The organism is Micromonospora sp. NPDC048843 (assembly GCF_040649965.1).
Lineage (GTDB): Bacteria > Actinomycetota > Actinomycetes > Mycobacteriales > Micromonosporaceae > Micromonospora > Micromonospora hortensis.
The window spans coordinates 1-13,255 of the sequence record NZ_JBEZGJ010000190.1 but is presented as its reverse complement, the minus strand read 5'-3'; the positions used below and the strand labels follow the sequence as shown (position 1 = coordinate 13,255).

The window sequence follows — 13,255 nt, the reverse complement described above, 5'->3', positions numbered from 1 at the left end:
GTCCCCAAACTGCTGCAGGAGTCGTCGTACCGGCTCTCGGTCCAGATGGGGGCGCGCAGCTACCTGCGCACCGGACCGTACGCCATGTTCCAGAACCCCGCCACCCCACAGCGACAACCCCGACGACACCGCGGACCGCACGGCGCTCGGCGCGTCCGACGGACGCTCGGTCTGCTCCTGCCGACCCTGCTGCTGGCCGCCTGCACCGGCAGCCCCGCAGCTCCCCGCACGAACGCCGCACCCTCTAGCGCCGCACCCCAGCCCACCGGGCCGCTCTGTGCCGCCCTACCCACCGGCACCGACCCGGGCAACCCGAGTTTCCTCGCCGGGCAACCCGTCGACCAGGCGCTGCGCTGGATCCCCACCCTCACCACGTTCGAAGCGGCACTGCGCACCAGCGGCGTCCTCACCGCCCTGCCCGCCAGCACCGGCGTCACCGTCCTGGCGCCCTCCGACGACGCCTTCGCCGCCACGTTCTCCGAGGACAACTGGGACGACCTCATGACCCACCACACCGACCAGCTCCGCACCCTGCTGAAAGCCCACCTCATCACCGGAAGCCACCCGATCGCCGACCTCACCACCGCCGGCGCCGCCACCACCCTCGACGGCGTCACCCTCACCGTCACCCGCACCGGACCCACCGCCCGCCTCGGCGACCGCGCCGACACGGTCTGCGCCGACTACCAGGCCACCAACGCCCGCATCCACATCATCAACGCCGTCCTCGGCCCCCTGCCCGTCACCGCCGACGGCACCGGCCACCGCGCACACTGACCACGCTCACCCGGGCGGCACCAGACCCGCCAGCGCGCGGTTGGTCCGGTTGGCGCGGACCGCGTCACGCTGCTGCCCGGCCGTCACCTCGATGTACGTCTGCGACGACGCCAACGACGCGTGCCCCAACAACCGCATGATCTCCGCCGCGCTCGCACCGTCCTCCGCCAACCGGGTCGCGAACGTGTGCCGCAGCGCGTGCAGCCGCGCACCACGCGGCACCCGGTCACCGATGCCCGCCCGCCGGTAACACGACTCGACGAGATACTGCAGGCCACCACGGCGCAACGGCTCACCACGCCGATCCACCAGAAACGGCGAGTCGGGACGGACCGACCGCGAACCGAAGCGCCGCACCCGACTGTCCAGGTAGTCCCGCAGCACCCGGTCCAGATCCGCCTCGATCGGCACCACCCGAGGCCGCCCACCCTTGCCCGCCACCTCGACCCGCCGCTCACCGGGCCGGCCGCCGAGCGAGTCGACGCGCAACGCGAGCAGCTCCGACAGACGCAACCCGGCGCAGAGCGCCACCGCCAACACCGCCACGTCCCGCTCCGGCCACGGATCGCGTTGCCGACCGTCGTCGCGCGCGGCGGACGCCAGCAGCACCTCGGGGGTGTCCGCGCCGCGCAGCGGCTTCGGCTGGGGGAGTAGCGCCCGAGGCCGCCCAACCGCCGGCATCGGGTTACCCGCCACGAACCCGTCAGCGACAAGGAACGTGAAGAAACTGTTCCAGGTGGACCAGGCCCGGTGCACCGACGCGGACGCCCGGGGAGCGGCGAACCGGGCGAAGGCCGCGCGCATCACCCTGGGGGAGAGGGCGGTGATCGACAGCGCGTCCAGGGGCAGGGGAGGGGTGGCATCCTCCGCGACGAGAGTCGCGACAGTGCGCAGATCCCTGCGGTACGCCGCCAGGGTGTGTGGGGAGGGCTTGCGGGTGGCCCGGGCGGTCAGGAACTCCTCGATCAGCACCACGAGCGATTCGTCCTGTTTGTCATGCATAAGGGATATTATGCAGCATTTTCGCGTATTCGGGAAGCGGTCAGCGAGGGGGAGCGGACCTCGTCCCGGCCGCCACGAGTACGGCTGGAGCTGACCGAGAAGCACGTAACGTGCGCGGCATGATGTCGCTCGCCGCCACCTGTCCCACCTGTGGTCGACCCGGCACGCCCATCGTGTACCGGGACCTCGACGGTCCGATAGATCTGGTCTGCTCCGAGGGGCACCAGTGGCGGGCCGCTGGCCGAGCCGGGTGGGCTCCGTATGCGTCACCCACCGCCGTCGAGCACGACGCAACGACCCCGACCGAGCCCATTGACGTCAGCAAGGACGGACGGACCTGGCGGATCGGCACGGCCAGCGACGTCGCCTGGCTCGCCGGGCGCACCACACAGGGTCTCTCGGTCACCGCGGCGATCCCGCCGGTGTTCGAGGCGTACGGCACCTTCCACCGGCCAGAGGGTGTCGAGTACCACGCCCACGAACGTGCGGTGATCGACGAGCTGGTGTCGTGCACGCCGGATCAGCCCTGGTGGCTCGGCTTTCTCGACACCGGTGCCCACGACGTCGTCTTTCCGCGCGCGGCGAGGGTGTCCCTCTACGGGGACTGGTCCTACGTGTTGGTCCAGGCCGGACCGGAACAGGCTCTCGCCTGGCGCGTCGGTCACATGCGCGGCGGCGACGGGGTGCTGCCCGACCTGTTCTTCCCGGCGGATCGCTCCTGGCTCGTCTCCGCCCTGTGGGACGACACCTGGACCGACATCGGCGCCAGTGTTGCCGTGCTGACGACCCTGCGACGCAACCCGCTGGTCAACGCGCGCCTCGTCGAGCCGGACGAGGACGCGTGTCCGCCGGGCCTGATGCGCGACTGACCCCTGTCGGCAGGCTACGAGGGGACCCCCAGAACCCACCACTTTACATAATGTGCATTATCGAATCGCCTCGAAGTGGATGGGCGGGAGGTACGGCTACGTCAATCCAGGGCCCTTGATTCCTGCGCCTTGGGCCGGAACCGGAAGTCGTGACGGCGGCTGTTGTTCGTCAGCCTTGGACGGGGCAACGCTCAGGAGCATTGGCGGGTGAATCCGGTATCGAGAGGTCGTAGGACGAGGGCGAGGAACTCGAAGCCGTGTTCCTCCCGGTGTCGCCGCGACCATCGCCTCTCCAGCGCATAACCACGGGCTGGGAGTTGACCTCGACGAACGCGTCAAGGCCGTCCTCCTGTCGCCAGCGCAGGAGGGTCTGTGTGACTTCACTGCGGCCGCTCCCCCACGAACCCGCGCTCCATCAAGATCCGACAGCAACAGGCGGGGCCCGGCCGAAAGGCACGTGAAGACCGTACGAACCAATGCAGAAGGGTTCTCCCGCTGGAGTGCTGGTTGTACGGAAGTGCGGCGGCGAGGACCTTGATGGAGGTTTGTCCCCCAGTGTTACAATCGATTCCGCAAAAGGACGTCGCATTTATCAGCTATTCCCTCTCTCTTGAGGAGTGCATCGATGAAGCGCACTTCCCTTCGATTAGTTCGTCAGATCGACGCCATTGTCGCATTGCTTCTTGCTGTCGTCACTAGCACTTTGGGCCTCCTCGACGTTGTGTCGCCGAAAATTGCCGGTAACGCAACACTGGCAACGCTGGCCGTAATTTCATTCGCGCTTCTACGCGATCGGTGGAACAAGGCATCTGCGGATAGGTCAACCGAAATGAGTGTCGCGATGGCATCGCAGTCGCTGACACAAATTGAGCGGCGTATGGCTTCCTTGGAAGCGGCGAGTTCGGCCGTTCTGAAGATGCAGACGACGGTTGAGGGAATTGCACACATCCGGACGGTGCGGGGTGCCGATATCGCTGCGGCGTTCTCTGAAGCCCGACAACATACTGACAGATGGCTGTTCCGTGGGGGTACAGGTACTTATACCCGCGCGGTGACTCTTCCCGAATGCATTGCGAACGCCCGTCGAGATCGGCGTGCTCTACTCGTGCGTATTGAAATCATTGATCCGACAAGCTCGGTGCTGTGTGAAGCGTACAGCAGATTTCGACACGCCGTGTCGTCGCGACCAGACGGAACTGGTGAACTTTGGACAGCCGACCGCACAATGCGCGAATCCTACGCGACAATCCTCTCTGCGTGTTACCACCAACAGCGGTTCCAGTTTCTCGACATAAGCATCGGATTGTCGACGGTAATGTCCACTTTTCGGTTTGACTTATCCGCATCTCGCGTCATTATCACCCAGGACGATCCTCAATTCCCCGCCATGGTCGTCTCGAACGGCAGCCCGCTGTTCGATGGGTATGCGAATGATCTTCGGACGACGATGGCGCAGGCTAAGCGCGTAGACCTGGAGGCGGCTGCCCGGACACCCCTAAGTGACGAGCCAACCGTCACCGAGGCTCGTGCTCTTTTTGTCGCGGTTGGCGTTCCTCTGCCTAAGGGCTTCGACGACGTCTCCGTGCGAGAAGTCATCGACAAAGCAATTCGAGCCAAAAATCCCTATGAATGATGCGTTCCCGCACGCGTGGCATGTCCTATAGCTCACATGCTGTTATGATGCTGCTTGCCGTCACCTGCAGCGAGTGCGCAGAGGCGGTGCACTCTTGATTTCGCGGATGGCGTTACCGCCGACATTGTGGAGTTCAAGCATGAATCAGCTAGACGCAGAGTTGGGCAGGCGGGTAGCCATTGATGCCGTCAATCTTGCCGGCGAGTTCATACACGAACATATGTTCGACCGTCTTTCAATCCGCTACAAGGGGGACGGTGGCGACGTTGTAACAACGCTCGACACAAGTGCGGAACGGATCATTATCGATGAAATAAGACGCACATTTCCGGATCATGCAATCGTCGCTGAAGAGTCGGGATCGCTGAGCGGCGACGGCGAGTTTACCTGGCTCGTGGATCCGCTCGACGGAACCAACAACCTTGCGATCGGATTACCGGTCCTGGCGGTAGGCGTGGCCCTGTGTCGGCGCAGAACTCCGATTCTTAGCGCGGTCCACGATCCTGTCTCTAAAAGAACATGGTCCGCGATCAAGGATCGAGGTGCCTGGGATAACGATGGGAAGGCGATTCGCGCGCCTGAGCGGTCCTCGAGGCGTGGTCCGGTACTTGCTTGGCTGCAAGGATACGATGTTCGCCGAGATGGAGATCCTCAGGCAATTCTTGATGCGTTGATCCGTCATGGGCACCGCTTATTGGATCTTTGGGCTCCGCTGCCGTGTTGGCTCATGCTCGCAAAGGGTGACATCGATGGGATAGTGGGCTATGATGTCGGAGATCTGGACCTTCACGCTGGCAGATTGATTGCTACGGAGGCTGGAGCTGTGGTCCGAAACCTGCACGGCGAGGCACATTCGACTCAGGTTTCGGGCAAGCAGAAGCATCGCGTGGTAGCGGCACTGCCCGGTGAGATCGACAAATTGACCGAGGTTGTGTCTGAGTCGATTCGTAGCTTGTAGCGCTGGGTCACCGTTCTACCGCAGAGACGGGACTTGGCGTACGCGCAGAAGCTGCTCGGGGCGCATGAGGAGGTTTTTCGTGGATCTGCCACAGGTTGCGAATCCGTACTTGGAGCCGGCGCTGCTCGATGATCCCGACTTTATTAACCAAGCTGACAATATGCGCCCCGCCATCGAGAATTTTCTCCGGCGCCACGATCTCGTTGACGTAATTCGGCGCATGCTCGTCGATTCTGCCATGATCCGTTCAATCGCCGATGCCTCGTACGCCCATGTCAACGGGTTCGAAAAGCTTGTTGTCATGCGGGGGGTCGCCGAAAGTAACCAAGTGAGGCTGAATGTCTGGCTGCCGGGACGTGCGCGAATCAATGAGGACATTCACAACCATGTCAAAGGGTTCAGCTCCGTGGTCTTGTGTGGCCGCCTGCGCCTCCGTCATTTTGAAATAGTGAACGAGGGCAGTCCCATTGGGTCTTACCTGGCACGCCCGCCGTCGCAGAACGACGGCGATCTGCTCGAAAAACAAGCAACCGTGTCGGTCGAGGAGCGGTTCTCCGCGGACCTTCCGGCAGGGGCCTACTACTCGATTGACCACAGGCAACTGCATACAGTCCGCGCCGCAGCGGACGAGCTCACAGCAACATTGGTATTCATGACAAGTAATCGCCAGCAGGGCCCTCATGTTCTTCGGCAGGGGCCAGATCGCCAGACTATTCCACGTACTTGTTTTTCTGAAGTCGATGTCCGCGATCGTCTTGAAATGGTATTTTCTTCACTTGCCGGCTCTTGACTTCACGTAGCCGTCACCTAGCCCGCATCCGACCACCAAAGGTGCTTCGGTGGCACCAATGATCGCCGGCCGAATCTGGTTACTGCCGCGCGTCGCGAGCGATTGGCGCGTCAGACGATCGCCGCGTTGATGATTTCTGTCGCCAACACGGTCGCGGCCCGGCTTCCGGGAACTCTGAGGCCGAGCAGGGGTGTTGGCCGGGCCAGGCACGGCCCGCTCCCCCAGCTTGGGCTGTCAGTCGCGCGTGCGGCGCAGCCAGTCCTGGGTGAGTGCGCGCAGCAGGGTGGGTTGTTCGTACGGCAGGTAGTGACCGGCCGCGTCGATCACGGTGAAGGTGCCACGCGGGTAGTGGCGCATGGCGCGGAACTGGTCGGCGTAACCTGCGATCCGGTCCTGTCGGCCGGTGATCACGCTGACCGGGCCGTCGAAGACGACCTCGGCGTTCTCGTCGGGTAGCGCGTAGCCGGGGCCGTTCTGCAACTGCTGTTGGAATGTCGGGTCACCGGGACCGCCGGAGTTCAGGGCGGCGAGCACCGTCGCGACGACGGCTGGGGTGCGGTGGCCCAGGGCGGCGTCGAGGTGCGCGTGCAGTTCGGTGGGAGCGGCGTCGAGCCAGCCCGGGGGCGCTTCGAGCGGTGGGTCGTCGGGCAGGGTCCGGCTGTCGCGGGCGATGGTGACACCGGGACAGACCAGGAGCAGGCCGGCGACGAGGTCGGGTCGTTGGCGTGCGATGCCGGCGGCCAGGTACGCGCCGTAGGAGCCGCTGGCGAGCAGGACCGGCGCGTCGACGTGGTGGTCGAGCCAGGCGCAGACGGTGTCCAGCACCGCCCGGGAGGTGGGTGGGCAGTTCGCGGGGGTGTCTCCGTGGCCGGGCAGGTCCAGGTAGATCTCCCGCAGGCCGGCGCCCGCGAGTGCGGGGCTGAGGGCGGCGGCCGTGGCGGTGCGGCTCATGCTGAACATGGGTAGGCAGACCACAGTTGGTCCGGTGTCCGCTGAGTGGTCGTACGCCAGGTTCATGTGCTCCAACGTCTCATGCCCGGCGAGGTCGAGCCGGGACACCGGGCGTGAAAGCGGTGTGCGCCTACGGCGGGCGATGTCTACAGTGGTGCGCTCTGGCCGCCGCCCGTTCACCGCGATCGGCGGGGCCGCACATCACCACGGGGGAACACCTTGACGAGTAAGCCTGTCCGTATTGTCGTTGGCCTGGTCGCGACCGTCGGCCTCGTTGTGGGCTGCCAGCCTGCCGAGAAGGAGAGCGCGGGGACCGCCGCGCCGACGGCCACCGCGGCGCCCAGCCCGACCGTCGACGTGGCGGCGAACAGCAAGCAGGTCTGCGACGCGAGTCTCGATTTTGTCAAGAAGCACTACGTCGCGATGGCCGACGATGCGATCGCCGCCATCGACAAGCCGGTGAGCGCCAAGGAGGCGGGCGCGAAGGTTCGCGGTCACTACACCGCGCTGTTGCAGGACCTGCGGACGGCGGCGCCGACCGCTGCCGATCCGCAGGTGCGTACCGCGTTGGAAACCCTGGCTGCCGGGGTGGAGAAGCACCTGGCCAGTCCGAAGGCCACCGAGATCGAGGCGCCGGATCTCGACCCGCCGCTGAAGGCATTGGACTCCGCCTGCGGTCGTTGACCGTCGTGGGCACCGGCCGGGTCGGCCGGTGCCCACGAACAGCGTGCGACGGGGGTACGGGTCAGATCCAGGGCACCTGCGGGGACGGGTAGAAGTCGACCTGTTGCAGTCGCCAGCGGGGTGCCTGCTCCCCCAGCCGGGTCCGGAACGATTCCCAGTCGTGGCTGGCGGTGGTGGACCAGCCGAGTTCGGCGATCGCGGGTAGGCGGGGGAAGGCCATGTATTCGATGTCGTCCAGGGTGCGCAGCGTCTCGGACCACAGTGGGGCCTCGACGCCGAGGATGGCGTTCTCGCCGACTCCGGTGACCCGGGTGGCGGGGTCCCAGCCGTAGGCGTCGGAGACCTCGATCAGGCCGGCCCAGCGCAGGCCGAGGCGGGTGTTGGCGTCGTACTTCATGTCCAGGTAGGCCTTGTTCGCCGGCGACATGATGACCTTGTTGCCGCGGGCGGCGGCTGCGGCGAGGCTGGCGTTTGTGGTGCCGGTTCCCCAGAACTGGGCGACGGCGTCGGTGGGCAGGTCGGCCTGGGTGATCTCGTTCCATCCGGAGGCGCGTTTGCCGTACTTCGCGACCAGGGGCAGGACCCGGTTCATGAAGGTGCGGTAGTCCTCGTCGGTGGTGGCGTGGGCTTCGTCGCCGCCGATGTGCAGGAATGGTCCGGGGGTGATGGCGGCGAGTTCGCGGATGACGTCTTCGACGAAGCGGTAGGTGAGTTCGTCGTTGATGCACAGGGAGCTGTAGCCGACCGCGATGTCGGTGCGCGGGGGCGGTGCGACGCCGTCGCAGTTGAGTTCGGGGTACGTCGACTGGGCGGCGTTGGTGTGCCCGGGCATGTCGATCTCGGGGATGATCGTGATGTGTCGTGCGGCGGCGTAGGCGACGACGGCCTTGTAGTCGGCCTTGGTGAGGTATCCGGGGCCGACGCCGTCGACTCCGGTGCCGGGTCCCCCGCCGATTGTGGTGAGGCGGGGCCAGGAGTCGATCTGGATGCGCCAGCCCTGGTCGTCGGTGAGGTGCAGGTGCAGGTAGTTGATTTTGTACTGGCTGAGCAGGTCCACGTAGGCGGTGATGTCGTCGACGGTGTGGAAGTGGCGTGCGAGGTCGAGCATCGCGCCGCGGTAGGCGAAGCGTGGGTAGTCGACGATTCGTCCGCCGGGGACTGTCCAGGTGGTCCGCTGCCGGTCGGGTGCTTCGATGTCGGCGGGGAGCAGTTGGCGCAGGGTCTGGGTGCCGGCGAACAGCCCGGCGGGGGTGTTGGCGCGGATGGTGACGCCGCGGCGGGTGACGTCGAGTTGGTAGCCCTGTTGGCCGATGCGGTCGTCGGCGCCGCCGATGAGCAGGGCGATCTCGGGTAGCGGGGTGGAGCGTACGGGCAGGACGGGCAGGGGGTGGCCGGTGGCGGCGCGCAGTGTGGTGGCGAGTTGGTGACCGATGCGCAGGGCGGCGGCTGAGCCGGGGGTGGTGCGGATGACGGTCAGGGGGGTGATCCGGAAGGTGTTGTGCGCGTCGGGGTGGGTTTCGACGGGTGCGGGGATGACGTCGCTGAGGTGTCGGGTTGGTGCGGTGGGTGTCGCGGCGGTGGCGGGCGCTGTGGGCAGGATGATTGGTAGCGCGAGGGCGGCTAGGGCCAGCAGCCGTGTGGTGGTGTGTCGGCGACGCACGGTACCTCCAGGCCTCGTGGTGATCGACCTTCGTCGATTAGAGTCGCAGGCTACCGGCGTTTCGCCTGTACTGTAAACCTTCCTTAACATAAGGGCTCGTCGAGACAGTGTTGTCGCCGACCTCACGTACACCGCACGCTGGGGAATTCCTGGAGTGGGTCGTGCGGTTGTCCGTTCGGAAGATCAGGTTCGGATGATCGAATGGGAAGTGCCATGCACATGCGCTCAGACGCGGTAGTGCTGTTCGGCGTCACGGGAGACCTCGTCTCGAAGAAGCTGTTTCCGGCGCTGTACGAGTTGACCCGGCGCGACCGCCTCGACGTTCCGGTGATCGGCGTGGCCCGCTCCCCCTGGGATGATCAGCAGTTGGTCACCATGGCCCGCAAGTCGGTTGCCGAGGCCAATGACGAGATCGACGACGAGACCTTCGATCGGCTGGCGGACAACCTTTCGATGATCTCCGGCAACTACGCGGACCCGACGACGTACCAACGGCTGGCTGAGCGGCTGCGCGACGCCGAGCGGCCGGTCTTCTACCTGGCGATCCCTCCGGCGGTGTTCGGCTCCGTCGTCGAGGGCCTGGCGGCCGTGGGTCTGGCCGACCGGGGTCGGGTGATCGTGGAGAAGCCGTTCGGGCGTGACCTGGAGTCCTCCCGCGAACTGGATCGCACACTGGGCGCGGCCTTCGCGCCGGAGCACGTGTTCCGCATCGACCACTACCTCGGCAAGGAAGCCGTCGAGAGCCTCTACGCCTTCCGGTTCGCCAACCGGCTGTTCGAGCCGCTGTGGAACAACGAGCACATCGACAACATCCAGGTGACCCTCGCCGAGGGGTTCGGCACCCAGGGCCGGGCCGGGTTCTACGACACTGTGGGCGCGACCCGGGACGTGTTGCAGAACCACATCCTTCAGGTCGTGGCGCTCATCGCGATGGAGGCGCCGGCCAGCGAGGACACCGCGGCGTTCCGGGAGGCGGAGGCCGCGGTGCTGCGGCAGGTCGCGCCGCTGTCGCCGGAGTCCACCGTCCGGGGGCAGTACGCCGGCTACCGCGACGAGGCGGGCGTGGCGGTCGACTCGAACACGGAGACGTTCGTGGCCACCCGGTTGACCGTCGACTCCCCCCGCTGGGCGGGCGTGCCGTTCTACCTGCGCACCGGCAAGTCCCTGCCGGGGACGGCGACGGAGGTCGTGGTCGAGTTCAAGCAGCCGCAGCGCTCGCTGATCCCCGCCGAGCGGGGCACGGCGAGGGCCGCGAACCTGCTGCGTTTCCGCCTCGGACGCGGTGACGGCATCACCATGTCGATCCAGGCGAAGAGCCCGGGTGCCGAGGTGGCGAGCCGTCCGGTGGACCTGTCCGTCGACTTCGGCTCGGCTCTCGGTCGCCGGCAGGAGGCGTACGAGCGGCTGCTCGACGACGCGATGGACGGAGAGCACCTGCGCTTCGCGCGTGCCGAGACCATCGAGCAGGAGTGGCGCATCGTCGAGCCGATCCTGGATCTGCCGACGGCGGTGCAGTCGTACGAGAAGGGCAGTTGGGGTCCGATGGACGCCGACGCGCTGGCCGGCGGCTGGCACCTGCCGGACGTGCGGTAGTCGCGGCCGGAAGCCGAGTCGATCGCGCAGCGCGCGGCGCGGGCGCTGACTGACCGCTCAGCTCAGCGGAACGACCGTCCGGCGACGGTGAGGTTTGCCGCTAACGAGTGCTGTGGGCACGTTGGGGACCACGTTTCTCGTCCTCATCGGAGAGGAAGCAGCGCATGCTTTCCGCACTCGATCGTCGGCACACCGTCGCGCCGCCCGGCTACAGCCGGTGGCTCATCCCTCCGGCGGCGTTGGCCATCCACCTCTGTATCGGTCAGGTCTACGCGACCAGCGTCTACAAGAACTCCCTGATCGCCCACTTCGACACCAGTCAGACGGCGATCGGGGTGATCTTCAGCATCGCGATCGTGATGCTCGGGTTGTCCGCCGCTGTCGCCGGGACCTGGGTGGAGGCGAACGGCCCGCGTAAGGCGATGTTCGTCTCGGCCTGTTTCTGGGCGGCGGGTTTCCTGGTGGGCTCGCTGGGCATCGCCACCAAGCAGCTGTGGCTGCTGTACCTGGGCTACGGGCTGCTCGGCGGCATCGGGCTGGGCATCGGCTACATCTCCCCCGTCTCCACCCTGATCAAGTGGTTCCCGGACCGGCCGGGACTGGCCACCGGATTGGCGATCATGGGATTCGGTGGTGGGGCGATGGTCGCCTCTCCGCTGTCACGGCAACTGTTGTCGTTCTACGACGCCGGCTACGACCCGGCCAACGCGGGGTCGACGGCGTCGGGCAGCGCCCTGGTATGGCTGTTCGTCACCCTCGGTCTGGGCTACTTCGTGATCATGATGTTCGGGGTGGCGAACGTGCGGGTGCCGGCGCAGGACTGGCGGCCGGCCGGCTTCGACCCCGCCAGCGTGGCGGCGAAGCCGCTGGTCACCACGGCGAACGTGTCGGCGGCGAACGCGGTGAAGACCCGCTCGTTCTGGCTGCTCTGGGTGGTGCTGTTCTGCAACGTGACCGCCGGCATCGGCATCCTCGAGCAGGCCAGCCCGATGATCCAGGACTTCTTCCGCGACAACGGCACCTCGGCGGTGACAGTCGCGGCGGCCGGCGGGTTCGTGGGTCTGCTGTCGCTGTTCAACATGGCCGGTCGGTTCGTGTGGTCGTCCACCTCGGACATCATCGGCCGCAAACCGATCTACCTGGTGTACCTGGGTGTCGGCATGGTGCTCTACGCGCTGCTGGCGCTCGTCGGGCAGACCTCGACGGCCCTGTTCGTGCTGTTGGCCTGCGTGATCCTGTCGTTCTACGGCGGTGGCTTCGCGACAGTGCCGGCGTACCTGCGGGACCTGTTCGGCACCTTCCAGGTCGGTGCGATCCACGGTCGGCTGCTGACGGCGTGGTCCGCGGCGGGGATCGCCGGACCGCTGATCGTCAACGGGTTCCTCGACGCGCAGGGCGAGCCGGGCTCGCTGACCGCCGCGGCGTACCGTCCGGCGCTGTTCACGATGGTGGCTGTGCTGGCCGTGGGCTTCGTGGCGAACCTGCTGGTGCGCCCGGTGCCGCAGCGCTACCACGAACCGGCGACGGAGCAGAACCCGCAACAGGGCGCGGATGAGGAAGCGGATCGGGACATGGACGAGGACACGACGGCGCAGAGGAGTGGTACGCGATGAGTGAGGACAGCCGACCCGGGCAGCAGACCCGGTTGTGGATCTCCTGGTTGGTGGTGGCGGCGCTGCTCGGCTACGGGGTCGCCCAGACCGTCGTCACCGCGGCGAAGCTGTTCACCCACTGAGCCGGATCCGGCGGTCTACGACCGGGTGAACGCCCCGGCGGTCTCCGACCGCGCAGACACCCGGCGGTCTCCGACCGCGCAGACACCCGACGGTCTCCGATCGGACGGACGCGTGGTCAGAGACCGCCGGAGACGCGCAGCACGGTCCCGGTGGCGTACGAGGCGTCCGGGCCGAGCAGCCAGGCGATGGCGGCGGCGATCTCGTCGGGTTCGCCGGCGCGGCCCAGCGGGATGCGACCGACGGCGGAGTCGGCGCGGTCGGGCACCCCGGAGTCGGCGTGGATGTCGGTGCGCACGATGCCGGGCGCCACGGCGTTGACCCGGATGCCCCTCGGGGCGAGTTCCTTGGCCAGGCCGACGGTGAGGGTGTCGGTGGCGGCCTTCACGGCGGCGTAGTGCACGTACTCCCCCGGGCTGCCGATGGTCGCGGCCGCCGACGAGACGTTGACGATCGCCCCGCCGTCGGTGAGCCGGCGGGCGGCCTGCTGGGCGCAGAGGACGTAGCCGACGAGGTTGACGTCGACGACCCGGCGCAGGTCCTCGACCCGCAACTCGGTGAACGGCCCGATCAGGCTGGTGACGCCGGCGTTGTTGACCAGGCCG

Annotated in this window: 13 protein-coding genes; 9 read left to right on the top strand and 4 right to left on the bottom strand. The window is 66.7% G+C overall.

Features of this window, described 5'->3' with window-relative positions; all coding sequences use genetic code 11:
* The coding region (locus tag AB0C20_RS30740) for a fasciclin domain-containing protein (RefSeq protein WP_357569275.1) at window positions 1–777 on the top strand (777 nt) is incomplete at its 5' end.
* Between the two features lie 6 nt (window positions 778–783).
* Here the strand turns inward: AB0C20_RS30740 and AB0C20_RS30735 are convergent.
* Entirely contained in the window at window positions 784–1,779 is a 996-nt protein-coding gene (locus AB0C20_RS30735) for a tyrosine-type recombinase/integrase (RefSeq protein ID WP_357569274.1), read from the bottom strand.
* A 119-nt stretch (window positions 1,780–1,898) separates the two neighbouring features.
* Between AB0C20_RS30735 and AB0C20_RS30730 the strand changes: the two genes are divergently transcribed.
* The 4 genes from AB0C20_RS30730 (at window position 1,899) to AB0C20_RS30715 (ending at window position 6,029) form a co-directional block, all read left to right on the top strand.
* On the top strand, window positions 1,899–2,648 hold the full coding sequence (locus AB0C20_RS30730; protein ID WP_357569273.1) for a hypothetical protein: 750 nt from the start codon (window positions 1,899–1,901) through the stop codon (window positions 2,646–2,648).
* A 625-nt stretch (window positions 2,649–3,273) separates the two neighbouring features.
* Window positions 3,274–4,281: a hypothetical protein gene (locus AB0C20_RS30725; protein ID WP_357569272.1), complete on the top strand. Its 1,008-nt coding sequence runs from the start codon at window positions 3,274–3,276 to the stop codon at window positions 4,279–4,281.
* 139 nt (window positions 4,282–4,420) lie between these two features.
* Window positions 4,421–5,239, top strand: a complete 819-nt coding sequence (locus tag AB0C20_RS30720) for an inositol monophosphatase (protein WP_357569271.1) — start codon at window positions 4,421–4,423, stop codon at window positions 5,237–5,239.
* Window positions 5,240–5,318: 79 nt separating this feature from the next.
* Entirely contained in the window at window positions 5,319–6,029 is a 711-nt protein-coding gene (locus tag AB0C20_RS30715; RefSeq protein ID WP_357569270.1) for a hypothetical protein, read from the top strand.
* Window positions 6,030–6,263: 234 nt separating this feature from the next.
* Here AB0C20_RS30715 and AB0C20_RS30710 read toward each other — a convergent pair whose 3' ends face one another.
* Window positions 6,264–7,088 (bottom strand): alpha/beta hydrolase, encoded by an 825-nt coding sequence (locus AB0C20_RS30710; protein WP_357569269.1) that lies wholly within the window; start codon window positions 7,086–7,088, stop codon window positions 6,264–6,266.
* A 111-nt stretch (window positions 7,089–7,199) separates the two neighbouring features.
* Here AB0C20_RS30710 and AB0C20_RS30705 point away from each other — a divergent pair, with 111 nt between their 5' ends.
* Entirely contained in the window at window positions 7,200–7,664 is a 465-nt protein-coding gene (locus AB0C20_RS30705; RefSeq protein ID WP_357187623.1) for a hypothetical protein, read from the top strand.
* A gap of 61 nt (window positions 7,665–7,725) precedes the next feature.
* On the opposite strand, the gene AB0C20_RS30700 is transcribed toward AB0C20_RS30705, so the two are convergent.
* Entirely contained in the window at window positions 7,726–9,324 is a 1,599-nt protein-coding gene (locus AB0C20_RS30700; RefSeq protein ID WP_357569268.1) for a beta-N-acetylhexosaminidase, read from the bottom strand.
* A 213-nt stretch (window positions 9,325–9,537) separates the two neighbouring features.
* Here AB0C20_RS30700 and zwf point away from each other — a divergent pair, with 213 nt between their 5' ends.
* The 3 genes from zwf to AB0C20_RS30685 all read left to right on the top strand — a co-directional run bounded on the left by zwf (window position 9,538) and on the right by AB0C20_RS30685 (window position 12,652).
* Window positions 9,538–10,917 (top strand): glucose-6-phosphate dehydrogenase, encoded by a 1,380-nt coding sequence (gene zwf, locus AB0C20_RS30695; protein WP_357569267.1) that lies wholly within the window; start codon window positions 9,538–9,540, stop codon window positions 10,915–10,917.
* A gap of 164 nt (window positions 10,918–11,081) precedes the next feature.
* Window positions 11,082–12,530 (top strand): OFA family MFS transporter, encoded by a 1,449-nt coding sequence (locus AB0C20_RS30690; protein ID WP_357187632.1) that lies wholly within the window; start codon window positions 11,082–11,084, stop codon window positions 12,528–12,530.
* On the top strand, window positions 12,527–12,652 hold the full coding sequence (locus tag AB0C20_RS30685) for a hypothetical protein (RefSeq protein ID WP_266302508.1): 126 nt from the start codon (window positions 12,527–12,529) through the stop codon (window positions 12,650–12,652). The genes AB0C20_RS30690 and AB0C20_RS30685 overlap by 4 nt, the downstream gene beginning before the upstream one ends.
* Window positions 12,653–12,768: 116 nt before the next feature.
* On the opposite strand, the gene AB0C20_RS30680 is transcribed toward AB0C20_RS30685, so the two are convergent.
* A partial coding sequence (locus tag AB0C20_RS30680) for an SDR family oxidoreductase (RefSeq protein ID WP_357569266.1) occupies window positions 12,769–13,255 on the bottom strand: 487 nt, incomplete at its 5' end.